At 72.6% G+C, this 24867-nt stretch carries 26 protein-coding genes, 2 tRNA genes and 1 other RNA gene; 13 read left to right on the top strand and 16 right to left on the bottom strand.

The features are described from left to right. Positions 1–42: 42 nt before the first annotated feature. The 5 genes from ABD671_RS14015 to ABD671_RS13995 all read left to right on the top strand — a co-directional run bounded on the left by ABD671_RS14015 (position 43) and on the right by ABD671_RS13995 (position 4717). Positions 43–720, top strand: a complete 678-nt coding sequence (locus ABD671_RS14015; RefSeq protein WP_344734037.1) for a Crp/Fnr family transcriptional regulator — start codon at positions 43–45, stop codon at positions 718–720. Positions 721–914: 194 nt separating this feature from the next. After that, the gene (locus ABD671_RS14010; protein ID WP_344734036.1) at positions 915–1418 is read left to right on the top strand and encodes a SigE family RNA polymerase sigma factor; all 504 of its coding nucleotides are present in this window, start codon (positions 915–917) and stop codon (positions 1416–1418) included. After that, positions 1415–2767: a TolB-like translocation protein gene (locus ABD671_RS14005; protein WP_344734035.1), complete on the top strand. Its 1353-nt coding sequence runs from the start codon at positions 1415–1417 to the stop codon at positions 2765–2767. Before ABD671_RS14010 ends, ABD671_RS14005 begins: the two co-directional genes overlap by 4 nt. Positions 2768–2834: 67 nt before the next feature. Further along, entirely contained in the window at positions 2835–3368 is a 534-nt protein-coding gene (locus ABD671_RS14000) for a SigE family RNA polymerase sigma factor (RefSeq protein ID WP_344734034.1), read from the top strand. Then, positions 3365–4717 carry a hypothetical protein gene (locus tag ABD671_RS13995; protein WP_344734033.1) on the top strand — a complete coding sequence of 451 codons (1353 nt, stop codon included), beginning with the start codon at positions 3365–3367 and terminating at the stop codon, positions 4715–4717. The genes ABD671_RS14000 and ABD671_RS13995 overlap by 4 nt, the downstream gene beginning before the upstream one ends. 44 nt (positions 4718–4761) lie before the next feature. Here the strand turns inward: ABD671_RS13995 and ABD671_RS13990 are convergent, their stop codons facing one another. Genes ABD671_RS13990 through sp36 form a run of 4 tightly spaced genes read right to left on the bottom strand, consistent with a single transcriptional unit; the run spans position 4762 to position 7083 of the window. Next, on the bottom strand, positions 4762–5577 hold the full coding sequence (locus ABD671_RS13990) for an MBL fold metallo-hydrolase (protein WP_344734032.1): 816 nt from the start codon (positions 5575–5577) through the stop codon (positions 4762–4764). Positions 5578–5584: 7 nt separating this feature from the next. Then, complete coding sequence (locus ABD671_RS13985) at positions 5585–6451, bottom strand: NUDIX hydrolase (RefSeq protein ID WP_344734031.1); 867 nt, start codon at positions 6449–6451, stop codon at positions 5585–5587. Between the two features lie 2 nt (positions 6452–6453). After that, a complete protein-coding gene (locus ABD671_RS13980) occupies positions 6454–6915 on the bottom strand; it encodes a RidA family protein (RefSeq protein ID WP_344734030.1) in 462 nt (153 codons plus the stop codon). A gap of 3 nt (positions 6916–6918) precedes the next feature. Then, positions 6919–7083 carry a Sp36 family protein gene (gene sp36, locus ABD671_RS13975; protein ID WP_344734029.1) on the bottom strand — a complete coding sequence of 55 codons (165 nt, stop codon included), beginning with the start codon at positions 7081–7083 and terminating at the stop codon, positions 6919–6921. A gap of 94 nt (positions 7084–7177) precedes the next feature. Here sp36 and bagA point away from each other — a divergent pair, with 94 nt between their 5' ends. Further along, positions 7178–8203: an ATPase BagA gene (gene bagA / locus ABD671_RS13970; RefSeq protein WP_344734028.1), complete on the top strand. Its 1026-nt coding sequence runs from the start codon at positions 7178–7180 to the stop codon at positions 8201–8203. Then, entirely contained in the window at positions 8200–9378 is a 1179-nt protein-coding gene (gene bagB, locus ABD671_RS13965; protein ID WP_344734027.1) for an ArsA family ATPase, read from the top strand. Before bagA ends, bagB begins: the two co-directional genes overlap by 4 nt. Before the next feature lie 88 nt (positions 9379–9466). Here the strand turns inward: bagB and ABD671_RS13960 are convergent, their stop codons facing one another. After that, on the bottom strand, positions 9467–9760 hold the full coding sequence (locus tag ABD671_RS13960) for a WhiB family transcriptional regulator (protein WP_344734026.1): 294 nt from the start codon (positions 9758–9760) through the stop codon (positions 9467–9469). A gap of 243 nt (positions 9761–10003) precedes the next feature. Between ABD671_RS13960 and ABD671_RS13955 the strand changes: the two genes are divergently transcribed. Further along, positions 10004–12388: a penicillin-binding protein gene (locus tag ABD671_RS13955; protein ID WP_344734025.1), complete on the top strand. Its 2385-nt coding sequence runs from the start codon at positions 10004–10006 to the stop codon at positions 12386–12388. A 9-nt stretch (positions 12389–12397) separates the two neighbouring features. On the opposite strand, the gene ABD671_RS13950 is transcribed toward ABD671_RS13955, so the two are convergent. Next, positions 12398–12856, bottom strand: a complete 459-nt coding sequence (locus ABD671_RS13950; RefSeq protein ID WP_344734024.1) for a GatB/YqeY domain-containing protein — start codon at positions 12854–12856, stop codon at positions 12398–12400. 26 nt (positions 12857–12882) lie between these two features. Between ABD671_RS13950 and ABD671_RS13945 the strand changes: the two genes are divergently transcribed. Then, positions 12883–13818, top strand: a complete 936-nt coding sequence (locus ABD671_RS13945) for a metallophosphoesterase (RefSeq protein WP_344734023.1) — start codon at positions 12883–12885, stop codon at positions 13816–13818. An 87-nt stretch (positions 13819–13905) separates the two neighbouring features. Continuing rightward, positions 13906–13979 (top strand) — tRNA-Pro (locus ABD671_RS13940). A gap of 61 nt (positions 13980–14040) precedes the next feature. Here the strand turns inward: ABD671_RS13940 and ABD671_RS13935 are convergent. After that, positions 14041–14325 carry a MerR family transcriptional regulator gene (locus tag ABD671_RS13935; RefSeq protein ID WP_344734022.1) on the bottom strand — a complete coding sequence of 95 codons (285 nt, stop codon included), beginning with the start codon at positions 14323–14325 and terminating at the stop codon, positions 14041–14043. A 101-nt stretch (positions 14326–14426) separates the two neighbouring features. On the opposite strand from ABD671_RS13935, the gene ABD671_RS13930 reads away from it, so the two are divergent. Beyond that, positions 14427–14873: an Hsp20/alpha crystallin family protein gene (locus ABD671_RS13930; RefSeq protein WP_344734021.1), complete on the top strand. Its 447-nt coding sequence runs from the start codon at positions 14427–14429 to the stop codon at positions 14871–14873. A gap of 51 nt (positions 14874–14924) precedes the next feature. On the opposite strand, the gene ABD671_RS13925 is transcribed toward ABD671_RS13930, so the two are convergent. Together ABD671_RS13925 and ABD671_RS13920 are read right to left on the bottom strand one after the other, a co-directional pair. Further along, complete coding sequence (locus tag ABD671_RS13925; protein WP_344734020.1) at positions 14925–16487, bottom strand: DUF4012 domain-containing protein; 1563 nt, start codon at positions 16485–16487, stop codon at positions 14925–14927. 216 nt (positions 16488–16703) lie between these two features. Then, positions 16704–16955, bottom strand: a complete 252-nt coding sequence (locus ABD671_RS13920) for a hypothetical protein (RefSeq protein WP_344734019.1) — start codon at positions 16953–16955, stop codon at positions 16704–16706. A 183-nt stretch (positions 16956–17138) separates the two neighbouring features. Here ABD671_RS13920 and ABD671_RS13915 point away from each other — a divergent pair, with 183 nt between their 5' ends. Further along, positions 17139–17918 (top strand): hypothetical protein, encoded by a 780-nt coding sequence (locus tag ABD671_RS13915; protein ID WP_344734018.1) that lies wholly within the window; start codon positions 17139–17141, stop codon positions 17916–17918. A gap of 18 nt (positions 17919–17936) precedes the next feature. On the opposite strand, the gene ABD671_RS13910 is transcribed toward ABD671_RS13915, so the two are convergent. The 7 genes from ABD671_RS13910 to ffs all read right to left on the bottom strand — a co-directional run bounded on the left by ABD671_RS13910 (position 17937) and on the right by ffs (position 24434). Next, positions 17937–18992 carry an aspartate-semialdehyde dehydrogenase gene (locus tag ABD671_RS13910; protein WP_344734017.1) on the bottom strand — a complete coding sequence of 352 codons (1056 nt, stop codon included), beginning with the start codon at positions 18990–18992 and terminating at the stop codon, positions 17937–17939. A 1-nt stretch (position 18993) separates the two neighbouring features. Further along, positions 18994–20268 (bottom strand): aspartate kinase, encoded by a 1275-nt coding sequence (locus ABD671_RS13905; RefSeq protein WP_344734016.1) that lies wholly within the window; start codon positions 20266–20268, stop codon positions 18994–18996. 97 nt (positions 20269–20365) lie between these two features. Continuing rightward, positions 20366–20950 carry a DUF5063 domain-containing protein gene (locus ABD671_RS13900; RefSeq protein WP_344734015.1) on the bottom strand — a complete coding sequence of 195 codons (585 nt, stop codon included), beginning with the start codon at positions 20948–20950 and terminating at the stop codon, positions 20366–20368. A 5-nt stretch (positions 20951–20955) separates the two neighbouring features. Further along, positions 20956–21552, bottom strand: coding sequence for a recombination mediator RecR (recR, locus tag ABD671_RS13895; RefSeq protein ID WP_344734014.1), 597 nt, complete (start codon positions 21550–21552; stop codon positions 20956–20958). Between the two features lie 10 nt (positions 21553–21562). Continuing rightward, positions 21563–21937, bottom strand: a complete 375-nt coding sequence (locus ABD671_RS13890; protein ID WP_344734013.1) for a YbaB/EbfC family nucleoid-associated protein — start codon at positions 21935–21937, stop codon at positions 21563–21565. A 34-nt stretch (positions 21938–21971) separates the two neighbouring features. Then, complete coding sequence (locus ABD671_RS13885) at positions 21972–24257, bottom strand: DNA polymerase III subunit gamma and tau (RefSeq protein WP_344734012.1); 2286 nt, start codon at positions 24255–24257, stop codon at positions 21972–21974. 86 nt (positions 24258–24343) lie between these two features. Further along, an RNA gene (ffs, locus tag ABD671_RS13880) (signal recognition particle sRNA small type) lies at positions 24344–24434 on the bottom strand. Between the two features lie 171 nt (positions 24435–24605). On the opposite strand from ffs, the gene ABD671_RS13875 reads away from it, so the two are divergent. Next, positions 24606–24694, top strand: a tRNA-Ser gene (locus tag ABD671_RS13875). The last annotated feature ends 173 nt before the right edge of the window (positions 24695–24867 follow it).

Raw genomic sequence — 24867 nt, 5'->3', positions numbered from 1 at the left:
CCAGCCCCGCCACGTCGCGGCGGGCCGACAAGGAGGACTCCGGTGGACAACGACGTACTGCGTCAGGCACCGCTGTTCGGCGCTCTCGACGACGAGGCCGCCGCCGCTCTGCACGCTTCGATGACCGAGGGGCGCCTGCGCAGGGGCGAGGTCCTCTTCCACGAGGGCGACTCCGGCGACAAGCTCTACATCGTCCTCGACGGCAAGGTGAAGCTCGGCCGCACCTCCGCCGACGGCCGCGAGAACCTCCTGGCGATCCTCGGCCCCGGCCAGATGTTCGGCGAGCTCTCCCTCTTCGACCCCGGCCCGCGCTCGGCCACCGTCACCGCCGTCACCGACGTCTCCTTCGCCTCCCTCTCCCACGAGGACCTCCTGCGCTGGCTCGAGGGTCGCCCCGTCGTCGCCCGCGGCCTGCTCACCCAGCTCGCCGGTCGGCTGCGCCGCGCCAACGACGTCGTCGCCGACCTCGTCTTCTCCGACGTCCCCGGCCGCGTCGCCAAGGCCCTGCTCGACCTCGCCGACCGCTTCGGCCGCACCGCCGACGACGGCGTCCACGTGCACCACGACCTCACCCAGGAGGAGCTCGCCCAGCTCGTCGGCGCCTCCCGCGAGACGGTCAACAAGGCCCTGGCCGACTTCGCCTCGCGCGGGTGGCTGCGCCTCGAGCCGCGCAGCGTCGTCCTGATGGACGTCGAGCGGTTGTCGCGTCGGGCGCGCTGACGCGGCTGCAGGTTTCCCCGGTCAGCCGGGGAAACCTGATGTTGTCGGGCGAAGTTTCGCCCCACAACATCAGGTTTCGCCCCCCAAGTGCCGGGCTCCCGACCGGACGCTGGTCCAGCCCGGCTGAGGAATCCCACCCTCGGTGACCCCCGCGGACGACGTCGCGGGCGTCTGGTCGTCGAGGAGGTGAGTCGATGGCACCCGACGAGGCGGCGTATGAGGAGTTCGTGCGCGCCTGCACGCCGTCCCTCTCGCGCACCGCGCACCTGCTGACCGGCGACGTCCACCTCGCCGAGGACCTCCTCCAGCACGCGCTCATCCAGGTCGCGCGGCACTGGGAGCGCATCCGCGGCAACCCCGAGGCCTACGCCCGGCGCATCCTCGCGACCCAGAACATCTCGTGGTGGCGGGCGCGCCGCCGGCGTCCGGAGGTGGCGCTCGAGACCTGGCACGACAGACCCGCGCCCGCCCCCGACCGCACGCTCGGCGTCGACATCCTCGCCGCGCTCGCGCAGCTCACTCCCCGCCAGCGCACAGTGCTCGTGCTGCGGTACGCGGAGGACCTCACCGAGACCCAGGTCGCCGATCTCCTCGGCATCCGCCCCGGCACCGTGAAGTCGATCGCCCGCCAGGCCACCGCCCGGATGCGCGTGATCGCCCCCGAACTCGACCCGGCCCTCGTCGAGGAGACCCGATGACCCCTCAGAGCCTGCGCGATGCGCTCCACCACACTGCGACCCCGCCGCTGCCGGTGGCCGACGACCTGTGGGCCCGCGGACGACGCCGTCGTCGGCGCGATCGGGTCGCGACGGCCGTCATCGTCGCCGCCGTGCTGGCGACGATCGGCTCGCTGCTCCTCGACATCGGCGGGCTGCCCCGTTCTGAGGTCGCGACCACCGACGGACGTCCCGCACTCCCGCGCCTGATGGCGATGCCGTCGAACGAGGACGCCGTGCCGAAGGCGCCGAGCCTGGCCGTCGGCCCCCAGGCCGCGGTCATGACTGTGGACCCGGCGATCGATGAGAGCACGGTGCGGCTCGTCGGACTGGACGCCGCGACCGGCGCCTACCGCTCCCTCCCGCTCCCGCATCTGGGCACCGCCGCCACCGCCGGCACCGGATTCCACGGCAACCGACCGTTCGCACTCAGCCCCGACGGCCGGCGACTCGCCTACCCGTGGGCGACCGGCGTCGGTTACGCCCTCCCGCCGACCCGCACGGCGATCGGCGTCGTCGACCTCGTCACGGGCCGTGTCGAGCGCCTGCCGCTGCGAGACGCTGGCCTGCCGATCCTCCTCGACTCCCTCTCGTGGTCGCCGAACGGTCGACGGCTGGTGTGGTTCGGGCAACGCGCCTCGGGCGGCTCGTTCGCCGACCGCCTCACCATCGGCACGATCGTTCCGGGCGCCCCGGGCTCCGCTCGCACGCTGGCACTGCGCCTCGGCAGCGTGCAGGCATCGATCGCCGACGACGGCACCGTCGCCATCGCCTCCTACGCACGGCCGACGGGCCTGCGGACCGTCACGCCGGACGACGCCGTCACCGTCCTCTCCCGCCGCTCGACCATCAGCCCGTACAGCACCTGCGTGACCGACGACGCCGTCCGCGTCGACGGCCGCCGAGGCATGCGCGACACCGGCGCCGTGCGGCAGTTCGTCGGCGGGGACGAACGGCCGGTCGCGCTGGGTGATGCGCTCGTCGGGCGCACCTGGGAGGTGCTCGGTTGCCGGGACGACGGGTCGGCCGTCGCGCTGGTGGGACCCCGGGACGACGAGCCGGGCGACGGCTACCGACTCGGTCTGATCACCATCTCGGACGGCGTCGCCGACGTGGGCTCCGCGTCGTCCGCGGTGCGGCTCTCCGACGGGCTGACCAGCGGTCGGCTCAGCGTGGCGACCGACCTCGTGGGCGCGCCGACAGCGGACCGTCCTCTGCCTCCGTGGGCGCAGGACGCGCCGTGGTGGCGCACGGGGCGGGCGTGGGCGATCGCCCTCCTCGGCGGGATCGGCGTTATCGCCCTGCTGCCCCGGCGCCGGCGGATCCGCTGAGATTCCTCCGCTCCCCTTCACCCCCGCAGCCCGGCCCCGATGCGTCAGGGTTCGTGGAGGAGGTCCGATGCAGAACCACGAAGCGGAAGCCGAGTACGAGGCGTTCGTGCACGCCCGCTCGGCCGCGCTGTTCCGGACGGCGTTCCTGCTCACCGGCGACCGGCACCTCGCCGAGGACCTCCTGCAGACAGCGCTGTTCCGCACCGCCCGCCACTGGAACCGCATCCACGGCCGCCCCGAGGCCTACGCCCGGCGCATCCTCTACACCCAGAACATCTCGTGGTGGCGCGCCCGACGTCACCTCCACGAACAGCCGCTGGAGCCGTGGCACGACCGACCGTTGCCCTCGACGGACGCGGACCTGCGCACCGATCTGCTGGCCGCCCTCGCACGTCTGACACCGCGACAACGCACGGTGTTGGTGCTCCGGCACGTCGAGGACCTCACCGAGACCCAAGTCGCCGACGTGCTCGGCATCAGGCTCGGCACGGTGAAGTCCACCGCTCGCGAGGCGGCGGCACGACTGCGGGCGATCGCCCCCGAGCTCGACCCGGCCCTCCACACCCGGCCCGGCCCGACGGATCTGGAGGAGACCCGATGACACTCCGCGAGGATCTCGAACGGCTCGCCGACGCCGTCCCGGCCCCACCGGTCGATCCGACCACGTGGGCACGGGCCCGGCGGGCCCGACGTCGCGATCGCTCGATCGTCGCGGCCGCGGCCCTCCTCACGATCATCGGCATCGGCGCCGTGTTGGTCGGCGTCCCGGGCACGCCGCGGGCGGAGACGGCGTCGACCTCACCGGTGACCGGCGTCCCCGACCGCCTCCGGCCCGTCCCGCCACATGTTCTGGAGAGCGGCACAGCATCCGGCCGGGGCTGGGAGGTCACGGACGATCCCGCCATCGGCGTCGGAGTCGCAGCGTGGGTGCAGAACGCCCGGCATCCGGTGGTCGTGGGCGTCGACGGCGACTACCACGTGCTGCGACTGCCGGGATTCCTCGGCGACCTGTGGGGCGAGGCGACGCGGCAGGACGCCGGGCTGACCCTCTCGCCCTCGGGCACGAAAGTCGCCTACGCCTGGGGCGACCGAGGGAGAGACGGCGTGATCGACCGCAGTGGCCTGGCGGTCATGAACCTCGAGACCGGCCGACTCACCGCCTACGCCCTGAAGGGGGCCGCGGGAACGGCGGTCAGCGCCATCGCCTGGTCACCGAACGAGGGCCTGATCGGTTGGGAGGGTCAGCAGTTCGATGCCGCGACCCCGAACGGACTCTCAGGTGCGCGCCCGGTCGCAGGCGTCATCGACTACCGCCTCGACGACGTCGGGCCATCGCTGGACGTGGCAGGCCTCGGCGCGGTCTCGGTCGACGACGCCGGCACAGTGGTCGTGGCCGCGACAGGACGGCTCACCTCGATCAGCGGTCGGCAGGTCTCCACACGACGGTTCGACGGTCCGAGCGAACCACGCATCGCCGCCTCACCGCGCAACGCCGTCGGCTGGTCGGTCGTCGGCGCCTTCAACACCCGCTCCCTCGACTACCTCGACCAGGACGATCGACGTCGTCGGGTGCCACTGCAGATTCCCGCGGGCACTGACTGGGACATCGCGCCGGTGGGCTGGAACGGCTACGACGCGATCGTCGCGACCCGCGAGTACGCCGACGACGGGCAGGTGTCGAGCCACCTCCGCGCGGTCGACACCCGGACCGGCCGCACCCGGATCGTCGGAGACGCCGAGGTGGGCGGACCGACCTCGGGATTCCTCTCGATCGCGACCGACCGGATCGTGCCGCGAGCGATCACCGTTCCCGCCGGCCCAGCGCCCGACTGGCCAGCCGCCGGTCCTGGTGTCGCCGGGCTCGCCTGGCGGGTCGGCCTCGCGCTGGCCCTGGTGTCGGGACTGGTCGCAGCGATGCGGCGCCGCCGCCACCGGACGCCGTCCCTCTGACCCCACAGGTCACCACGTGTCAGGGGAAACTCCCGCACCCCCACCTACCCCCGCAGGTACGCGATCTGCGCCCGCACCGACAGCTCCGCGGCCCCCCACAGCACGGGGTCGACGTCGCGGTAGACGATCTCGACGACACGGCGGGGCAGCTCGTCCTCGGCGATGCCCTCGGGCATCGGGGCGGCCGCGAGGTCGGCGAGCGCGGCCTCGACCTGGGCGAGGCGGTCGCGCCGGTGGGCGCGGTAGTGGTCGAGCGCGGCCAGGGCGTCGGTGATGACCGGGCCGTGGCCGGGCCAGATGGCGGCGAGCTCCCGCTCGGACGCCAGGGCGTGCAGCCGGTCGAGGGAGTCGAGGTAGGCGCCGAGCTGGCCATCGGGGTGGGCGACGACCGTGGTGCCGCGACCGAGCACGGTGTCGCCGGTGAGCACGGTGCCGTCGCCGGGCACCCAGAACGACAGCGAGTCGGCGGTGTGTCCGGGCGTGCCGACAACGCGCACCTCGAGGCCGTCGACCTCGACGACGTCGCCGTCGCGCAGGCCCTCCTCGCCGAGCGTGAGCCCGGGGTCGAGGGCACGGACGCCGCACCCGACCTGCTCGGCGAACTCGCGGGCCGCCTCGGCGTGGTCGTGGTGGTGGTGGGTGAGCAGGACGACGCCGACGGCACCCGGCCCGCCCGCGGCCTCGGCGACGGCGTCGAGATGGGAGAGGATCGAGGGCCCCGGGTCGACGACGATGCTGCGCCGCGCACCGGGCTCGCGCAGCACCCAGGTGTTGGTGCCGTCGAGGGTCATCATGTTCGCGTTCGGCGCGAGCACGCACTGCCCGCGATCACCGAACGCGCCGCCGGTCCACGGGTTCATGTGGCGATCATCCCCGCCGCGCGGCTACCAGCGCCCGCATGCGGTCGGGCATCGAGAGGGTCCAGCCCTCGCCGAGCGGCTCGACGCTGGGGCAGAACATCTCCGCGGTGCGCGCCCCGGCCGCGGCGAACACGGCGTCCGGGTCGGCGTAGGTGCCGACCTCCAGGCAGGTGAGGTAGGTGGGCGGCATCATCGCCAGCTCGCCGGTCTCGGCGGCGTCGGCGGCGAGACGGGCCGGCATCCAGGTCACCGAGGTCGACTCGGTGGAGACGTCGCGGGTGACCTGCCCCTCGGGCAGGTGCGCGGCGAAGAACCAGGTGCGGTAGCGCTTGGGCTCGAACACCGGGGTCAGCCAGGCGTCCCACACGCCCAGCAGGTCGGTGCGCAGCACCAGCCCGCGCCGGGTGAGGAAGTCGGTCAGCGACAGCTCCCGGGCCTCCAGCGCATGCCGGTCGGCCTCCCAGTCGGCACCCGTCGTGTCGGCGACGACCTCGGACGCCGACGGCCCGGCGAGCAGCACGCCGGACTCCTCGAAGGTCTCCCGGACGGCGGCGCACACCAGCGCGCGCGCCTTCGCCTCGTCGCACCCGAGGCGCCCGGCCCACTCCGACGGCGAGGGACCGGCCCAGGCGACGTCGGCGTCGAAGTCGCGCGGGTCGACGCCACCGCCGGGGAAGACGGCCATGCCGCCGGCGAAGTCCATGCCGACATGGCGCCGCAGCAGGTAGACGCTCGGCCCGTCGGCCGAGGGCCGCAGGAGCACGACGGTCGCGGCGTCGCGCGGCTCGACCGGCGTGCGGCGTCCGTCGGCGAACTCCGCCGCCACGCCGACGACGTGCTCGGGCAGCGGCACCGGCGGCAGCGGGATGCGCACGCTCAGTCCTCGACCTCGACGAGGATCTCGACCTCGACCGGAGCGTCGAGCGGCAGCACCGGGACGCCGACCGCCGAGCGCGCGTGCACGCCGGCGTCGCCGAAGACGGTGCCGAGCAGCTCCGAGGCGCCGTTGGCGACCCCGGGCTGACCGGTGAAGTCGGGGGTGGAGGCGACGAAGGCGACGACCTTCACGACCCGCTTCACCTTCGACAGCTCGCCGATCTGGGCGCGCACCGCCGCGATGGCGTTCAGCGCGCACTGCTGGGCGCAGGCGTAGGCCTCCTCGGCCGTCACCTCGCCGCCCACCTTGCCTTGCGCCAACAGCTCACCGCTGCGCATCGGCAGCTGACCGGAGGTGAAGACGTAGGCGCCGGTGCGCACGGCCGGCACGTAGGCGGCCACCGGTGCGGCCACCTCCGGCACGGCGAGCCCCATCTCGGCGAGGCGCTCCTCGGGGGTCATCGCTCAGGCCTCGATCGGGCGCTTGAAGTAGCCGACGAGGTTCTCGGGGTTCATGCCCGGCGCGATCTGGACGAGCTCCCAGCCGTCGGCGCCGAAGTTGTCGAGGATCTGCTTCGCCGCGTGCGTGAGGATCGGCGCGGTCAGGTACTCCCACTGGGTCTTGGCCATGCTCGGTACCCTACTCGGCGACGCCGACGCCGTGACGGCCCGATCCGCCCGCTTCGGCCTCCTCCCTAGGCACCGCGCTCTACGCTGTGCCCTCGTGGCCCCGCAGACGACGTCCTCCACCCCGGACTGGCCGAAGGTGCGCCTGCACGTGGTCACCGGCAAGGGCGGCACGGGCAAGTCGACGGTGGCCGCCTCCCTGGCCCTCGCACTCGCCTCGCACGGCAAGAACGTGCTGCTCTGCGAGGTCGAGGGACGCCAGGGCATCGCGCGGATGTTCGACGTCGACCCGCTGCCCTACGCCGAGCGCCCCATCGCCCGCGGTCTGCGACGCGAGGACGAACGCCCGCCCGGTGTCGTCCATGCGCTGCACATCGACCCGGAGTCGGCGCTGCTGGAGTACCTCGCGATGTACTACAAGCTCGGTCGCGCCGGGAAGGCGCTCGACCGCTTCGGGGTCATCGAGTTCGCCACCACGATCGCGCCGGGCGTCCGCGACGTGCTGCTCACCGGCAAGGTCTTCGAGGCCGTGCAGCGCAACAGCCGCAACAAGAACGCCATCGAGTACGACGCTGTCGTCCTCGACGCGCCGCCGACCGGGCGCATCGGGCAGTTCCTCAACGTGAGCGGCGAGCTGGCCGGCCTGGCGAAGGTCGGGCCGATCAAGAACCAGTCCGACACGATGATGACCCTCTTCCGGTCGCCGCGCACCGCGATCCACCTCGTCACGGTGCTGGAGGAGATGCCGGTGCAGGAGACCCACGACGGCATCGTCGAGCTGCGGGCGGCCGGGCTGCCGGTCGGCGGCGTCGTGGTCAACAGCGTGCGCCCCCGCGACATCGGGGACGACGACCTGGCCCGTGCCCGCGCCGGCACCCTCGACCGCGAGGCCCTGGCCGCCGACCTCAAGGCCGGCGGCGTCGAGGCCAGCGACGTCCTCCTCGACGGCCTGCTGCTCCAGGCGCACGACCACGCCGAGCGCCGCGACCTCGAGGACGGCCAGCGCGCGCTCGTCGCCGACTTCGGGGTGCCCGTCTACGAGCTGCCGCGGCTGGCCGGCGGCGTCGACCTCGGGGGCCTCTACGACCTCGCCGCCACCCTCCGCGACCAAGGAATGGCATGACACCGCGCACCCGGGTCGGCCCGCTCGCCGCTCATCCCGGCTCCGTCCCACCGCAGCTCGACGTCGACGCGCTGCTCGACGACCCCGCCACCGGCATCATCGTGTGCTGCGGCTCGGGGGGCGTCGGCAAGACCACGACGTCGGCCGCGCTGGCCCTGCGCGCCGCCGAGCGGGGCCGCAAGGTCGTCGTCCTGACCATCGACCCGGCGCGGCGTCTCGCGCAGTCGATGGGCATCGAGGAGCTCGACAACACCCCGCGTCCGGTCACCGGCGTCGAGGGCGAGGGCTCGCTCGACGCGATGATGCTCGACATGAAGAGCACCTTCGACGAGGTGGTGCTCAGCCAGGCGACGCCGGAGAAGGCCAAGCAGATCCTGGAGAACCCCTTCTACATCGCCCTGTCGACCTCCTTCGCCGGCACGCAGGAGTACATGGCGATGGAGAAGCTGGGGCAGATCCACGCGGCCGCGAAGGACGCCGGCACCTACGACCTCATCGTCGTCGACACACCGCCGTCCCGGTCGGCGCTCGACTTCCTCGACGCCCCCGAACGGCTCTCCAGCTTCCTCGACGGCCGCTTCATCCGGCTGATGCTCGCGCCGGCGCGCGGCCCGGCGAAGCTGATGACCGCGGGCCTCGGCCTGGTGACCGGCGCCCTGACGAAGATCCTCGGCGCGCAGATCCTCACCGACCTGCAGACCTTCGTAGCGGCCCTCGACACCGTCTTCGGCGGCTTCCGGGCGCGCGCCCAGGCCACCTACGCGCTGCTCCAGGCGCAGGAGACGGCCTTCGTCGTCGTCGCGGCGCCCGAGCCCGACGCGCTGCGCGAGGCGGCGTACTTCGTCGAGCGGCTCACCGAGGACCACATGCCGCTGGCCGGTCTCGTGGTCAACCGGGCGAGCCCGGTGCCGGCGGGCGACCTGGAGGCCGACGAGGCGACGGCGGCGGCCAACCGGCTCCGCTCGGCCGGCGGCTCACCCACGGCCGAGCTGACGGCGGGTCTGCTGCGTCTGCACGCGGACGCCGTCCGCACGGTCGAGCGCGAGGCGACACTGCGGCAGCGCTTCGCAGCAGCCCACCCCGACGTGGCCACGGCGGTGGTGCCGGCGCTGGCCAGCGACGTGCACGACCTCGACGGCCTGCGCCGGGTCGGCGGACTGCTCGCCGGCGACTGAGGCGAGGCGGAAGCCCCGGCTCCGCGACCGGCGGACGCGAACTCCGGGCGCCGCTGCGCCCGGCCTCGCGGAACGGAAGGGTCGGTCGTCAGCGACGACCGGCGGGCTGGGGAGCGGACTCCTGCTCCCGGGCCGCCTCGAGCACCGAGCGCCACGAGGCGTTCGGGCGACGGCGCAGCAGGGCCCGGCGCTCACGCTCGGTCATGCCGCCCCACACACCCCACTCGATCTGGTTGTCGAGGGCCTCGGCGAGGCATTCGGTGCGCACGGGGCAGCCGCTGCACAGCTGCTTGGCCTTGTTCTGCTCGGCTCCACGCACGAACAGCTGGTCCGGCTGAGCCGAGCGGCAGGCTGCGCGCGGCGTCCAGTCTTCAACCCACATGATGTCCCCACATCTTCTTCCGACCACCGGGGGCATCCCCATGACGTCCCGCGTCGTCAGAACTCTGTGAGAAAGTTAAGGAATCACCCAGTTCCGGGGACAGACCTGTCCGGCCCAAAGGCCGTAGTCCGAATTGACTAGTCCGACGGTGCCCTCCACCCCTGGGTGACCGGAGCGTCACCATCGTGTTGCCATCCTGTGGCGATCGGGGCCGAGGCCCGCTCCTCACGTAATCTGGAGGACATGCCCGCCCCGGACCGTCTCCCCGCCATCCGCGTCGTCTCCCACCTCGGCGCCATGGCGATCGTCTCGGTCGTCCTGGGCGTCATCGTCGCCGGCATCGCCATCCCGTTCGCCGGGGTGGTCGGCCTGGGCGCCCGCAACGCCTCGGACGCCATCGACTCCCTGCCGGCCGAGCTGGAGACCCAGCAGCTGGCCCAGCGCACGGTGATCGTCGACGACGCCGGCAACACCATCGCCACCCTCTACGACGAGAACCGCGTGGAGGTGCCGCTGCGCCAGGTCTCGCGCACGATGGTGAAGGCGATCGTGGCGATCGAGGACTACCGCTTCTACCAGCACGGCGCACTCGACCTGAAGGGCACGCTGCGCGCGTTCATCACCAACCAGGCCAACGACGGCACCGTGCAGGGCGGCTCCTCGATCACCCAGCAGCTGGTGAAGCAGACCCTCGTCAGCCAGGCCACCACGAAGGCCGAGCAGCGTGCGGCCACGGCCAACACCTACGAGCGCAAGCTGCGCGAGCTGCGCTACGCCATCGCGTTGGAACAGCGGCACAGCAAGGACTGGATCCTCGAGCGCTACCTCAACATCGCCTACTTCGGCGACGGCGCCTACGGCATCCAGGCGGCCGCCAAGCACTACTTCGACGTCAACGCCCACGACCTGAACCTGCGGCAGTCGGCCATGCTCGCCGGCCTGGTGAAGAACCCCACCGGCTACGACCCCACCAACTCCCCCGACCGCGCCCTCGAGCGCCGCAACGTCGTCCTCGACCGCATGGCCCAGCTCCACGTCATCGCGCAGCGCACGGCCGACCGGGTCAAGAAGCAGAGCCTCGGCCTGAACACCCAGCCCTCGAACAACGGCTGCGTGTTCTCCAGCGCCCCGTTCTTCTGCGACTACGTCGTGAACTACCTGATGAAGGACCCCGCGCTCGGCCGCACGGCCAAGGAGCGCAAGCGGCTGCTGTACTCCGGCGGCCTCACGATCCGCACCACGCTCAACGCCGCCGACCAGACCGCGGCCGACACGTCGATGACGTCGCACGTCAACCCGACCGACCAGGCGATCGGCGGCCTGGCGATGATCGAGCCCGGCACGGGCGACGTGAAGGCGCTGTCGCAGTCGCGACCGATGGGCCGCAACAAGGAGCTGGGGCAGACCTACCTCAACTACCTGGTGCCCCGCGAGTACGGCGACTCCGGCGGGTTCCAGCCCGGCTCGACGTTCAAGGCCTTCGTGCTGGCCGCGGCCATCAACCAGGGCATCCCGCTGACCACGACGATCAGCTCGCCGCCGACCATCACCGTCGACCAGGGCGACTTCAAGATCTGCAACGGCCAGTACTACCCCTCGACCCAGCCCTACACGCTGTCGAACTCGACCGGGTCGGGCACCTTCAACCTCTACACCGGCACCCGGGAGTCGGTGAACACCTTCTACGTCCAGCTCGAGGAGCGCACCGGACTGTGCGAGCCCTACACGCTCGCGCGCCAGATGGGCATCACCCAGCTCGACGACTCCAACCGGTGGATGGTCCCCTCCTTCACCCTCGGTGTGGCCAGCGTGAGCCCGCTGGAGATGGCCGAGGCGTACGCGACGTTCGCCGCTCGCGGCGAGCACTGCGCCTCGCGTCCGGTCACCTCCATCGAGGACTCGCGCGGCAACGTGCTGAAGAACTACCCCGAGGACTGCACGCAGGTCATGCCCGCCTCGACCGCGGACGCCGTCAACAGCGTGCTCCGCGGCGTCCAGGAGCCCGGCGGCTTCGGCTACGGCGCCGGGCTCGCGCTGGACAAGCCCTCGGCGGGCAAGACCGGCACCACCGACGACAACAAGTCGGTGTGGTTCGTCGGCTACACCCCCGCCCTCGCCGCCGCCGCGATGGTCGCCGGCGCGAACTCCGTCGGCGAGCCGATCACCCTGAACGGCCAGACCATCGGCGGGTCGACCATCGGCGCGGCCTTCGGCTCCACCGTCGCCGGCCCGATCTGGGGCGACGCGATGCAGGCCATCCAGGACACCCTCCCGGCCACCGACTTCACCACCCCGTCGGCCACCGACGTCGCCGGCATCGTGGCGACCGTGCCCTCGGTGGCCGGCATGAGCCTGGAGGAGGCGCAGAAGACGCTCGAGGCCGCCGGCTTCCAGACCAGCCTCGGCGGCTACCGCGACACCGGCTACCCGGCCGACACCGTCGCCTACACCTCGCCGGGCGCCGGCTCGTCGGTCTCGAACGCCACGCCGATCGTCATCTACCAGTCGACCGGACGCGAGCCCTCCCGGGGCGGGCGCGGCGGCCGGGGCAACGGCGGAGGCAACGGCAACGGCGGAGGCAACGGCGGTGGTCCGGGCAACGGCGGGCAGGGAGGCGGCGGCCGCTGACGCCGTCCGTCAGCCGAGCTGGCGCCTGACCTCGGCGGCCACCGCGCCGCCGTCGGCCCGGCCCTTGGTCTGCGGCGTGACCACGCCCATGACCCGGCCCATCGCCTTCATACCCTCGCCGGCGGCTCCGGTGCTCTCGACGGCCGCGCGCACGAGCTCGGCGATCTCCTCGGCGGAGAGCTGCTCGGGCAGGTAGTCGGCGATGACCTCGGCCTCCGCGCGCTCCTTGGCCGCCATCTCGGCGCGGCCGCCGTCCTCGAAGGCCGCCGCGGCCTCACGGCGCTTCTTCGACTCGCTGGTCAGCACGGTGAGCACCTCGTCGTCGGAGAGCTCGCGGGCCGTCTTGCCGCTGACCTCGGCGTTGGTCACCGCGGTGAGCACCATCCGCAGGGTGGAGGACCGGATCTCGTCGCGGGCCTTCATGGCGGTGGTGAGATCGGCGCGCAGGCGGTCCTTGAGAGTGCTCATGGTGCCGATTGTGGCAGCCTGACCCGGTGACCCTCACCCGCGTTATCGGCCGCACCGTCGGGCTCGGCGCTCTCGCCGGGGCGGGCCTGACGGCGTACGGCGCCTGGGAGGCGCGGGCCTACACCCTGCGCCGGGTCACGGTGCCGCTCCTGCCCGCCGGGCAGCGTCCGCTGCGGGTGCTGCATCTCTCCGACCTGCATCTCACCCCCGGGCAGACGCGCAAGCGGGCCTGGATCGCCGGGTTGGCGCGCCTCGAACCCGACCTGGTCGTCAACACCGGCGACAACCTCGCGCACCGCGACGCCGTCCCGGCCCTGCTGGACTCCCTCGGGCCGCTGCTCGGTCGGCCCGGCGTCTTCGTGCTCGGCTCCAACGACTACTTCGAGCCGAGCGGACGCAATCCGCTGCGCTACCTGCTCCCCGACGACGGCGTCCGGCACACGGGCACCCCCCAGCTGCCGTGGCCGGAGCTGAAGCGCCGGCTCACCGATCACGGGTGGCTCGACCTGACCAACGACCGCGGTCGCCTGGTCGCCGGCGAATCGCTGCTGTCCTTCGCCGGCGTCGACGACCCGCATCTGGCCTACGACCGCCTCGACCTGGTGGCCGGACCGGCCGACCGGGACGCCGACGTCCGGCTGGGCGTCGCGCACGCGCCGTACCTGCGGGTGCTCGACGCGTTCGCCGCCGACGGCTACGACGCGATCCTCGCCGGTCACACCCACGGCGGCCAGGTCTGCCTGCCCGGCGGTCGTGCGCTGACGACGAACTGCGACCTCGAGCCGGCCCGCGCCAAGGGCCTGCACCGGCATCCTGCCGACTCCCGCGACGGCGACCCGGGCTCGGCCTGGCTGCACGTCTCGGCGGGCCTGGGCACCAACCCCTACGCGCGCGTCCGGGTGGCCTGTCGCCCCGAGGCCACCCTGCTCACCTTCGCGCCCCGGCCGCGGGACGACGCCTGATCCGCGCCGTCGGACCGGATGGCGACCGCGATTCGGTGGCCTCGATCCGCTCCGGTATGCTCCGGTACTCGTGAGCTCGTCTCACATCGGGCTGTGGCGCAGCTTGGTAGCGCGCTTCGTTCGGGACGAAGAGGCCGCAGGTTCAAATCCTGTCAGCCCGACAGATCGAGGGCCGGATCGCGTGCGATCCGGCCCTCACTGCTTCCCCGGCGGTGCGTCCGATCACGAGCGCTCCTCGGCCCGCGCCAAGCGGGCGCGCAGCCGGCGGTTCTCCTCCTCCAGCGCCAGGACCCGCGCGATACCGGCGAGGTTGAGCCCCTCCTCCAGGAGCTGGCCGATGCGGCGCAACCGCTCGACGTCGGCCCGGCTGTAGAGGCGGGTGCCGCCCGGCGTCCGCGCCGGGCTCACCAGGCCACGGCGCTCGTAGACCCGCAGGTTCTGGATCTGCATCGAGGCCATGTCCGCCGCGACCGAGATGGCGAAGACGGCGGTCGTCGACGATTCCACGCAGGCTCCTCGGGCTTGATCAGATCTCTTCTCGGCGCTATATCTAACCTATATCAGCCGATATAGATCGGCAGCCGTCCTCGACGAGAAAGGGAACCGCCATGTTGATCCGCACCACCGACCCCTTCCGCGAGTTCGACCGTCTCGCGAACCAGCTGCTCGGCGCCGGAGTGGGCACCACCAACCGACCCGCCGCCATGCCGATGGACGCCTGGCGCGAGGGCGACCGCTTCATCATCGAGTTCGACCTGCCCGGCGTCGCCCGGGAGAGCATCGACATCGACGTCGAGCGCAACGTGCTCACCGTGCGCGCCGAGCGCCTCGCCCGCAACGGCGACTGGCAGCTGCTCGCCGCCGAGCGCACCCGCGGCTCCTTCAGCCGCCAGCTGGTGCTCGGCGACAACCTCGACCTCGACCGCATCGAGGCCGCCTACGACGCCGGCGTCCTGCGTCTGGTCGTGCCGGTGGCCGAGAAGGCCAAGCCGCGGCGCATCGAGGTTGCCGGCGTCGAGCAGGCGGACGCCGCCCCCGCCGCGATCGAGGCCTGAGCGCACCCGCGGGGTCGCGCCGGACACGCTCAGGCGCGGCCCCGCGGGCGGTCAGCCACAGGCCGAGGGGATGGTGTGCTCGGTCGAGGCGAAGCGCACCGTCGGCGTCATGCCGAAGGGCGTCGGGCCTCGCTCACCCGCTGGGCCCGACATCGAGATCTGCAAGGGCGCCGCCTCGCCGGGGCGCAACAGGAGGGTGAGGAGGGCGCCCGGCCGCCCGTCGACCGAGAGGTCATCGGTCGGGAACCGGCCACCGAGGATGCTCGCGACAGGGACGGTGCCTCCGCGGGGCGCCAGCATCAGGATGTTGACCACTTGAGCCCCCTTCTCTCGGAAGTCCGGTCCGAGGACGTAGCTGGGCTCGGTCGTCGCGGCGTCCGGCGGCGCTGTCGACCTGAGGGTCAACGCGATGCGGTACTCCTGACCCTCGCTGCCGCAGTCGACCGCACGGGCCGTCGCGTCGACGTCCAGGAAGTAGCTCATCTTCGAGCGCGTACCGTCGGAGAAGTAGATGCCGACGCCCTGGCCATCAGCGGGCAGCGCCCCCGACACCGAGGTTCGGGAGATCCGTCGCTGAACGGCATCCTCGTCGGACCACACCAGGAACCGACGCTCGCCGACGGCCCTGGAGACCGCATCGATGAGATCGGCGGTAGGAAGGTCGGCTGAGAGGAGGCGGTCGAAGACCTGCTTGACGATCCCGGCGAAGACCGCATCCTGCTCGTCCGGATCGGGGATGTCGACGTAGACCTGGTGCAGCAGGTAGTCCACTGCATTGTCCTCGCTCAGCGACGTCCCGGAGCTGAGGGTGATCGGGCCGGTCGCGCCGAGCAGGTAGCTGATGGCGACCGGATCGATGGCGAGGACGCCATCGACATCGACACCCTCGACCGCAGCGAGAAGCGCTTGCTGATAGGACGCCGCGGTCGGGAAGTCCGGCACGAGGGCGGTGTCGCGGAAGTCGGTGGCGACGCGAGCGCCCAGGGTGCGTTCGACACCCGGGTCGATGGGTGCAACGGGTCCGTCGGCGATCACGTCACGTCCCGACCCCTGACGGCCGATGGCGATACGGCCGTCGCGCACCTCCAGCACGCTCCATGCACCCGGGAGGCCACCGGTCGGCCGCAACTCGGCGCTGTTCTGGAACACGACGGCGTAGTCGTGGCTCCCCCGGAGCATGGGCACGGCGATGTTCAACGTCCGATCAGCGACCCGCACCGCGTTCGCGGCCCGCTCCGCGGCGTCCGCTGCCGCTTCGACGGCATCTCTGATCGAACTCGACAGCCCGTTCTGCGGCAGGTCGCCGAGGCGCTCGGCCGCGTCGGCGAGAGGCGCCGCCGCTGCACCGAGTGGTCGCCGCAGTGCAGCCACTCGGGCCAGGTCGACACTGCCGTCGTCGCGGCGCAGGCCACCGTCGGCGAGCGTCCCACGGGCGTCGAGGAGGTCGTCGAGGATCTTCCCGCCGACCGTGGCACCGACCTGCGCGATGGTGCGGACCGCTCGGGCATCGTCACCGACCCACGGCAGGTGCGCGTAGAGGGACCATTGCGGCTGGGAGACCGCGTTGCTCGCTGCCTTCAGCTCGGCACCGGCCCTGCGTGCCGCCTCGTCCACCTCCGGCTCATCGTCTCGGTCACTGGCTGCTTGTGCGGCCTCGAGGGCTGCGCGCGCGTCGAGCAGGTGGTTCCGAGCCGAGACGGCGTTGAACGCCAGCCACCCGAGAACCGAGAGAGCGACCACGCCGAAGGCGCCGATGATGCGGCGCTTTCGACGCGATCGCTCAGGCTCGTAGCGACGCGCGCCCCTGGCGGGACGTCGCGGCACTCAGGATCAGGGGATGCCGAAGAGCAGGTTGGCCAGACCGGCGAAGCCCGACAGGAAGTTGGCGACGGCGGTCTGAACCGCTGCCGGGGCACCCGCGAACGCCTGGGTGAAGGCCGAGGAGAAGGCGCCGAAGGCCTGCTGGACGGCGACCGGGGCGTTCGGGAGGCCGTAGTCCTCCGCGGAGGCGGAGCCGGCGAACACGAACGTGGTGGTGAGAACGGCGAGGAGAAGGCCGATCAGGGCGAAGGTCTTCTTCATGGGAATGTCCTTGGGGTGGATTGACAGGGAGGGAGCGCTACCAAGGTAAAGAAGGAACGGCGGTTCCGTACCCCCAGCGCCGATTGTTCATCCGCCGGTATAGACCGCGTGGGACGTTTTGCGTCACATCCGTCCCACGCCTCACATGTCCGGGACATCCGACCCTCTGCGACACTGGGCGCCATGGCCGAGGACGAGCGCGAGACCCCGTCGATCGCACCCCCGTCGCTGTCGTTCGGACGCCGGCGACGACGCGAGCGGCCGGAGCCGGCGCCCGAGTCCGACGTCACACAGCCGGCCGTCGAGGAGACCGCCGTCCTGCCCACCGCTGCGACGCCCGACTGGGACCCCGCGTGGGGGCCGGCGCCGGAGATCCCCGGCGAGCGCCGCGCTCGCGCACCGAAGCCCGCGAAGGCGCCCAAGGCACCGAAGGCCCCGAAGCCGCCGAAGGCCGCGAAGGCCGCGAAGGAGCCGAAGGCACCGCGGCCGCCCCGGGAACCCCGGGCACCGAAGCCACCCCAGGCCCCCCAGGCCCCGAAGGCGGCCAGGGCGCCGCGTCCACAGCGCCGTCCGATCGCCCTGCCGGCGGTCCCGCCCCTCGCCGCGGTGACTATCACCGGCCTGCTGATCGGTCTGCTGATGGTGGGGCTGACCGCCGGTTCGCTGCGCGCCTGCGAGGCGGCCCGCGGCACCGCCACCTGCGGGGGTGGTGCCGGCACGCTGCTGCTCGTGGCGATCGTGATCGTCGCGATCTGGGCGGGCGGTCTGCTGCTGCGCGTGCTGCGGGTGGCCGACTCCGGTGGCACCAGCTTCCTCGGCGTGGCTCTGCTGTGCGTGATCGCGCTGCTGTTCCTGATCGACGACCTCGACCAGTGGTGGATGGCGATCGTGCTGCCGGTGCTCAGCGCGGGCAGCTTCTGGGCGTCCCACTCCGTCAGCAGCGCCGTCACCGACGAGGGGTGACGGCGCCGCTGCGCGGGATCAGCGAGCGGCGAGCCGCTCGACGAGCAGCTCGGCGATCTGCACGGTGTTCAGCGCCGCGCCCTTGCGCAGGTTGTCGTTGCTGATGAACAGCGCGAGGCCGCGGTCGCCGTCGACGCCGGGGTCCTGACGGATCCGGCCGACGTAGGACGGGTCCTTGCCGGCGGCCTGCAACGGGGTGGGGATGTCGGTGAGCTCGACGCCGGGCGCGTCGGCGAGCAGCTCCTTGGCGCGCGCGACGGTCAGCGGCCGCTCGAACTCGGCGTTGATCGCCAGCGAGTGCCCGGTGAACACCGGCACGCGCACGCAGATGCCCGAGACCCGCAGATCGGGGATGCCGAGGATCTTGCGCGACTCGTTGCGCAGCTTCTGCTCCTCGTCGGTCTCCTCCGACCCGTCGTCGACGAGGCTGCCGGCCAGCGGGACGACGTCGTAGGCGATCGTGCGCTGGTAGACGCCCGGCTCGGGGAAGGCCACGGCCTCGCCGTCGTAGGCCAGCTCGGCGGCCTTGTCGCCGGCCGCGGCGATCTGGGTCGCGAGCTCCTGGACGCCGGCGACGCCGGAGCCGGAGACGGCCTGATAGGTCGAGGCGATGAGGCGCACGAGACCGGCCTCGTCGTGCAGCGGCCGCAGGACCGGCATCGCCGCCATCGTGGTGCAGTTCGGGTTGGCGATGATGTTCTGCTTCTCGCCGGCGAAGGCCTGCTCGATCGCGTCGGGGTTGACCTCGGAGACGACGAGCGGGATGTCGGGGTCCTTGCGGAACGCCGAGGAGTTGTCGACCACGATGACGCCGGCCTCGGCGAAGCGCGGGACGAGCGCGCGGGACGTGGTGGCGCCGGCGGAGAACAGGGCGATGTCGAGCCCGGCCGGGTCGGCGGTGGCGGCGTCCTCGACGACGACCTCGCGACCCGCGTAGGTGAGCACGGTGCCCGCGGAGCGCGCGGAGGCGAAGAAGCGGATCTCGTCGGCGGGGAAGTCCCGCTCCTCGAGGATCTGCCGCATGGCGACACCCACCTGGCCGGTGGCGCCGACGATGCCGATCTTCACGCCCATGTCAGCGACCGGTCCCGCCGTAGACGACGGCCTCGACCTCGGTGGCGTCGAGGTCGAACGCGGTGTGGGCGGCCTGGACGGCGGCCTCGACCTGGTTCTCGTCGACGATCACCGAGATGCGGATCTCCGAGGTCGAGATCATGCCGATGTTGACGCCCGCCGAGGCGAGGGCGGAGAAGAACTTCGCGGTGATGCCGGGGTGCGAGCGCATGCCGGCACCGATGAGGGACACCTTGCCGACCTGGTCGTCGAAGAGCAGCTTCTCGTAGCCGATCTCCTCCTGGAGCCGGGCCAGGGCGCCCATGGCGGTCTGGCCGTCGGCGCGAGGCAGGGTGAAGGAGATGTCGGTGAGGCCGGTGGCCGCGGCCGAGATGTTCTGCACGACCATGTCGATGTTGACCTCGACGCCGGCCAGGGTCTCGAAGATGCGCGCAGCCTCGCCGACCTTGTCCGGGACGCCGACGACGGTGATCTTGGCCTCGGAGCGGTCGTGGGCGACGCCGGCGATGATGGCGTGTTCCATGTCTTCTTCCTTCGTGTCGGCGGGGTCGATGACCCAGGTGCCCTCGAGCGTGCTGAACGAGCTGCGCACGTGGATCGGGATGTCGTAGCGGCGGGCGTACTCGACGCACCGCAGGTGGAGGATCTTGGCCCCGGAGGCGGCCATCTCGAGCATCTCCTCGTAGGAGACGCGGTCGAGCTTGCGAGCCGCCGGCACGATGCGCGGGTCGGCGGAGAAGACACCGTCGACGTCGGTGTAGATCTCGCAGACGTCGGCGCGCAGCGCCGCGGCGAGCGCGACCGCGGTGGTGTCGGAACCGCCACGCCCCAGCGTGGTGATCTCCTTGGTGTCGCCGGAGACGCCCTGGAAGCCGGCGACGATGACGATGTGGCCCTCGTCGATGGCCGAGACGATGCGGCCCGGCGTGACGTCGATGATCTTGGCCTTGCCGTGCACCGCGTCGGTGATGACGCCGGCCTGCGAGCCGGTGAAGGAGCGGGCCGAGAAACCGAGGTCGTTGATGGCCATCGAGACGACCGCCATCGAGATGCGCTCGCCGGCCGTCAGCAGCATGTCCATCTCACGGGCCGGCGGCCGGGGGCTGACCTGCTCGGCGAGATCGATGAGGTCGTCGGTCGTGTCGCCCATGGCCGAGACCACGACGACGACGTCGTGGCCGGCCTTCTTGGCCTGGACGATGCGCCGGGCGACCCGCTTCACGGACGCCGCATCGGACAGGGACGAACCGCCGTACTTCTGGACGACAATGCCCACGACTGGAGAACCCTCGCGTTCGACTGAGTCGGCGATGCTCGCGCCGACCGGACCCGGTGAGTCTATCGGCGCGGGCCGAGCGACCCCGACCGATATCTCAGCCGCGGACGTCGTCGGCGGCGAGCAGTTGCTCGGCCGCGGCGACCTGGTCGGCGTCGACGAACGCGGCGGCGTCGAGCCGGTCGTGGGCGACGATCGAGAGCAGCGCGTTGAGCGCGGCTCCGGCGAGGTTGCCCCACGAGGAGACGTAGGAGAACTGCCACCACCACAGCGCCTCCTCGATGTCGCCGGAGCGGTAGTGCCGCAGGCCGGTGTCGAGGTCGGTGGCGATGCTGGTGAGGTCGTCGGAGAGCTGGCTCTCGACGAGCTCGGGCAGGTAGGGGTCGAAGACCAGGCCGTAGGTGTCGACGTCGCCGAGCATCTCGGCCAGGCGCAGCCGCATCTGGTCGAGGTCGGGCTCGGGGCCGACGTCGGGCTGGTACTCGGTGCGCGGGGTGAAGTCGCGCTGGGCGCCGAGGCGGGCGCCGGCCAGGAGGATCTGGCTGATCTCGAGCAGCAGCAGCGAGATGGCGCGGCCGGGCTCCTGGGCGCGGGCGATCTCGCGGACGGCCAGCAGGAAGCTCTCCACCTGGTCGGCGATCTGCTGGGCGAAGTCCTCGGTCTCGCCGTCGGTGATGCTCATGGTGCTCATTCTGCGCTCCGGCGGCCCGCGAACGCTCGCCCGAGGGTGACCTCGTCGGCGTATTCCAGGTCACCTCCGACCGGCAGGCCGCTCGCCAGGCGGCTCACCCGCACCTCCAGCGTGCGCAGCATGCGGGTCAGGTAGGTGGCCGTGGCCTCGCCCTCGAGGTTCGGGTCGGTGGCCAAGATGACCTCGACGACGGTGCCGTCGGCCAGCCGCGGGAGCAGTTCGCGGATGCGCAGCTGGTCGGGTCCGATGCCGTCGATCGGGCTGATCGCGCCGCCCAGCACGTGGTAGCGGCCCTTGAACTCGCGGGTGCGCTCGATGGCGACGACGTCCTTGTACTCCTCCACGACGCACAGCACGGTGGGGTCGCGCCGCGGGTCGCGGCAGATGCGGCACTGCTCCTCCTCGCTCACGTTGAAGCAGATGGAGCAGAACTTGACCCGCTGCTTGACCTCGATGAGGACGTCGGCGAGCCGGCGCACGTCGGCCGGGTCGGCCTGGAGCAGGTGGAACGCGATGCGCTGTGCGCTCTTCGGGCCCACGCCGGGGAGCCGGCCGAGCTCGTCGATGAGGTCCTGGACGACGCCTTCGTACACGCGGCGACGCCTAGAACCCGAGCTTGCCGGGGTTCGGCAGGCCCGGGACGTCGGGCAGACCGCCCGCCAGCGGACCGAGGGCGTCGTTCGCGAGCGCGTCGGCCTGGGCCTTGGCGTCGCGGTAGGCGGCGACGATGAGGTCGCCCAGGTCGGCGAGGTCGTCGGCGTCGGAGCCGTCGAAGGAGCCGGCCTTGATGCTCACCCCGCGCAGCTCGCCGGTGCCGGTGACCGTGACGGTGACGGCGCCGCCGGCCACGGTGCCCTCGACCTCGGCCTCGGCCAGGCGCTGCTGGGCGGAGGCCAGCTGCTCCTGCATGGCCTGCGCCTGGGCGAGGATCGCGTTCATGTCGAGGCCGCCGAGGGCGTCGAAGGGGTTCTGGCTCATCGGGATGCTCCTGTCGGGGACGGCGGACGGACGCTCACTGGTGGCGGATCTCCTCGACGATCTGGGCGCCGAGCTCGCGTTCGAGCAGGGCCGCGCCCGCGAGGTCGTCGGCGTCGGCGTCGGGATCGTCGGGGTGGGCCTCGGCATCGGCCGCGGCGAGGTCGTCGGCGCGGGCTCCGGCCAGGGTCGGCCCGCCGGGATCGCGCGTGGCCGCGATCGCGTCGCGGGCCGCTGCCGACCGGGACCCGAACCCGGGGTCGGGCGGCGGGGGCGGGCCGTCGTCCTCCTCCTCGAGCCAGGCCGGGGGCCGGGCGTCGGTGAGCGGGCGGGCCTCGGCAGGTGCGGCGGGTGCCGGCGGCGCCGCGGGAGCGGCGGATGCCGCCTGCGGATTCGTCTGCGGGGCCGGTGCCTGCGGGGCGGCCCACGGATCGACGCCGGAGGGTGCGGGAGCCGCCGGGGCGGGGGCGGCGGGGGCGGGGGCGGCGGGGGCGGCGGGGGCGGCGGCCGGCGGGGGCGGTGCGCCCGGGTCGGCTCCGGGATCGACGATCGTCTCGATGCGCCACTCGACGCCGACGACGTCGATGGCGGCCTGGCGGACGATGTCGATGCTGCCGCCGCGCTCGAAGGACTCCCGGGCACCGGCGTTGGCGAAGCCGAGCGTCAGCGTGGTCGCGTCGACCGCGACGACCTGGGCGTTCTGGGTGAGGTGGATCCAGGTCATGCGGCGCTTGGACTTGGTGACCTCGACGATGTCGGGCCACAGCCGGCGCACGTCGACCAGGCTCAAGGTGCTGCCGCCGCTGGTGGCCGCCGGTGCGGCCGGGGCAGGTGCGGCCGGTGCGGCCGGAGCGGGTGCAGGCGCGGCAGCGGCCGGAGCAGGCGCCGTGGGAGCGGGCTCGGCGACGGGCTCGGCGACGGGCTCGGGAGCTCGCGCGGCGACCGGTTCGGGCGCAGCCGGCGGGACCGGTGGGGCCGGTGGGGGCGGGACGACCTCGGCCGCCGAGGCCGGCGACTCGGGCACGGCAGGCGCCGGCGCGGGACGGTCCTGGGCGGGCACGGCCGGGGCGGCGGCCGGCGGCGCCGGTGCGGGGGCGGCCGGGGAGGCCGGGGCGGCAGGCGGGGACGCCGGCAGCGCGGCGCTCGGCGTCCCGCTGATCGCGATGCGCCGCTCGAGGCGGTCGAGGCGCGCCATGACGCCCTCGGTGGTGTGGTCGGCGCCGGGCAGCAGCAGGCGGGCGCAGATGAGCTCGAGCAGCAGGCGCGGTGCGGTGGCGCCGCGCATCTCGGTCAGGCCGGCGGCGACGAGGTCGGCGGCGCGGGTGAGCTCGCTGGCGCCGAAGCGCGCGGCCTGGGCGACGAGGCGCTCGCCCTGGTCCTGGGACACGTCGATGAGGCCGGTGGCCGGCGCGTCGGGCACCGCCGCGACGATCACGAGGTCGCGCAGGCGCCGCAGCAGGTCTTCGGTGAAGCGGCGAGGGTCCTGGCCGACCTCGATCACCTTGTCGACGACCCCGAAGACCGCGGCACCGTCGCCGGCCGCGAACGCGTCGACGACCTCGTCGAGCAGGGTGTCGGGGGTGTAGCCGAGCAGACCGGTGGCCAGGGCGTGGGTGACGCCGTCGGGGCCGGCGCCGCCGAGCAGCTGGTCGAGCACCGAGAGGGTGTCGCGTGCCGAGCCGGCACCCGCCCGGACCACCAGGGGCAGCGCGGCCGGCTCGATGGCCACGCCCTCCTTCTCGCACAGCTCGGAGAGGTAGGACGAGAGCAGCCGCGGCGGGATGAGCCGGAACGGGTAGTGGTGGGTGCGCGAGCGGATGGTCGGCAGCACCTTGTCGGGCTCGGTGGTGGCGAAGATGAACCGCAGGTGGGGCGGCGGCTCCTCGACGAGCTTGAGCAGGGCGTTGAAGCCCTGCGTGGTGACCATGTGGGCCTCGTCGATGATGTAGACCTTGTAGCGGCTGCGCACCGGCGCGAAGAACGCCTTCTCGCGCAGGTCGCGGGCGTCGTCCACACCACCGTGGCTGGCGGCGTCGATCTCGATGACGTCGATGGAGCCCGGGCCGCCCCGCGCGAGGTCGCGGCAGCTGTCGCACTCGCCGCACGGATCGGCGATCGGGGCGCGCTCGCAGTTGAGGGCGCGGGCCAGGATGCGCGCGCTCGTGGTCTTGCCGCAGCCGCGCGGGCCGGAGAAGAGGTAGGCGTGGTTGACCCGGTTGTTCGCGAGCGCCGCCCGCAGGGGTTCGGTCACGTGCTCCTGACCGATGACCTCCGCGAAGGTCTCGGGTCGGTAGCGGCGATACAGCGCCAGCGGTGACTCCACGTGCTGAACCCTAACCAGCGCCGCCGACAAGGGCGATGGCGGACCGATCCGGGTCGGCGTCCCCGACGTGGGTGCCCTGGAGACGCAAAGGCCCCCCGCGCACCCGACAGAGCCCGCCTACCCTTGCTGCCTTCCGGCCCTGGGGGAGTTCGGTGAGATGCCGCCACACGGGGGGTTGCCCCGGAGTCTAGGTGACCCGGTGCCCGCCACCAACACGGCGGGCACTCCCGCCGTCCCCGACGCCGGTGGCTGGCGGATGGCTGGCGGGTGGCCGGCTCTCGACGGAACGTCGGCGGGGCGTCGGCGGGCGATTTCGCGCCGTCCTCACGCACCGGTACCCTCCTCGGCGGAGGTATCGCCTAGTGGCCTATGGCGCTCGCTTGGAAAGCGGGTTGGGTTAACAGCCCTCGGGGGTTCGAATCCCCCTACCTCCGCCATCAGGACGGCGTCGCAGCGCAAGCTGCGGCGCCGTTCGTGGTTCCGGGAGCGGGTTGGGTCAACAGCACTCCGCCGACGAGCTCGAATCCCCCTACCTCCGCCACTCGATCGGCGTCGCAGCTTCGGCTGCGGCGCCGTTCGTGGTTCCGGGAACGGGTTGGGTCTGCGAAGT

The organism is Nocardioides fonticola (assembly GCF_039536805.1).
Classification (GTDB): Bacteria; Actinomycetota; Actinomycetes; order Propionibacteriales; family Nocardioidaceae; genus Nocardioides; species Nocardioides fonticola.
The sequence above is the reverse complement of the archived record's forward strand: the minus strand, read 5'-3'. Positions and strand labels throughout refer to the sequence as shown.

Coding starts and splice junctions, on each gene's coding strand:
- ABD671_RS13960 (WP_344734026.1), bottom strand. CDS start 9,760: ATGTGGGTTGAAGACTGGACGCCGCGCGCAGCCTGCCGCTCGGCTCAG.
- ABD671_RS14010 (WP_344734036.1), top strand. CDS start 915: ATGGCACCCGACGAGGCGGCGTATGAGGAGTTCGTGCGCGCCTGCACG.
- ABD671_RS13910 (WP_344734017.1), bottom strand. CDS start 18,992: ATGGGCGTGAAGATCGGCATCGTCGGCGCCACCGGCCAGGTGGGTGTC.
- bagB (WP_344734027.1), top strand. CDS start 8,200: ATGACACCGCGCACCCGGGTCGGCCCGCTCGCCGCTCATCCCGGCTCC.
- ABD671_RS13950 (WP_344734024.1), bottom strand. CDS start 12,856: ATGAGCACTCTCAAGGACCGCCTGCGCGCCGATCTCACCACCGCCATG.
- ABD671_RS13890 (WP_344734013.1), bottom strand. CDS start 21,937: ATGAGCCAGAACCCCTTCGACGCCCTCGGCGGCCTCGACATGAACGCG.
- ABD671_RS13915 (WP_344734018.1), top strand. CDS start 17,139: ATGGCCGAGGACGAGCGCGAGACCCCGTCGATCGCACCCCCGTCGCTG.
- ABD671_RS13920 (WP_344734019.1), bottom strand. CDS start 16,955: ATGAAGAAGACCTTCGCCCTGATCGGCCTTCTCCTCGCCGTTCTCACC.
- ABD671_RS13990 (WP_344734032.1), bottom strand. CDS start 5,577: ATGAACCCGTGGACCGGCGGCGCGTTCGGTGATCGCGGGCAGTGCGTG.
- ABD671_RS13980 (WP_344734030.1), bottom strand. CDS start 6,915: ATGACCCCCGAGGAGCGCCTCGCCGAGATGGGGCTCGCCGTGCCGGAG.
- ABD671_RS13995 (WP_344734033.1), top strand. CDS start 3,365: ATGACACTCCGCGAGGATCTCGAACGGCTCGCCGACGCCGTCCCGGCC.
- ABD671_RS13955 (WP_344734025.1), top strand. CDS start 10,004: ATGCCCGCCCCGGACCGTCTCCCCGCCATCCGCGTCGTCTCCCACCTC.
- sp36 (WP_344734029.1), bottom strand. CDS start 7,083: ATGGCCAAGACCCAGTGGGAGTACCTGACCGCGCCGATCCTCACGCAC.
- ABD671_RS14000 (WP_344734034.1), top strand. CDS start 2,835: ATGCAGAACCACGAAGCGGAAGCCGAGTACGAGGCGTTCGTGCACGCC.
- ABD671_RS13930 (WP_344734021.1), top strand. CDS start 14,427: ATGTTGATCCGCACCACCGACCCCTTCCGCGAGTTCGACCGTCTCGCG.
- ABD671_RS14005 (WP_344734035.1), top strand. CDS start 1,415: ATGACCCCTCAGAGCCTGCGCGATGCGCTCCACCACACTGCGACCCCG.
- ABD671_RS13900 (WP_344734015.1), bottom strand. CDS start 20,950: ATGAGCATCACCGACGGCGAGACCGAGGACTTCGCCCAGCAGATCGCC.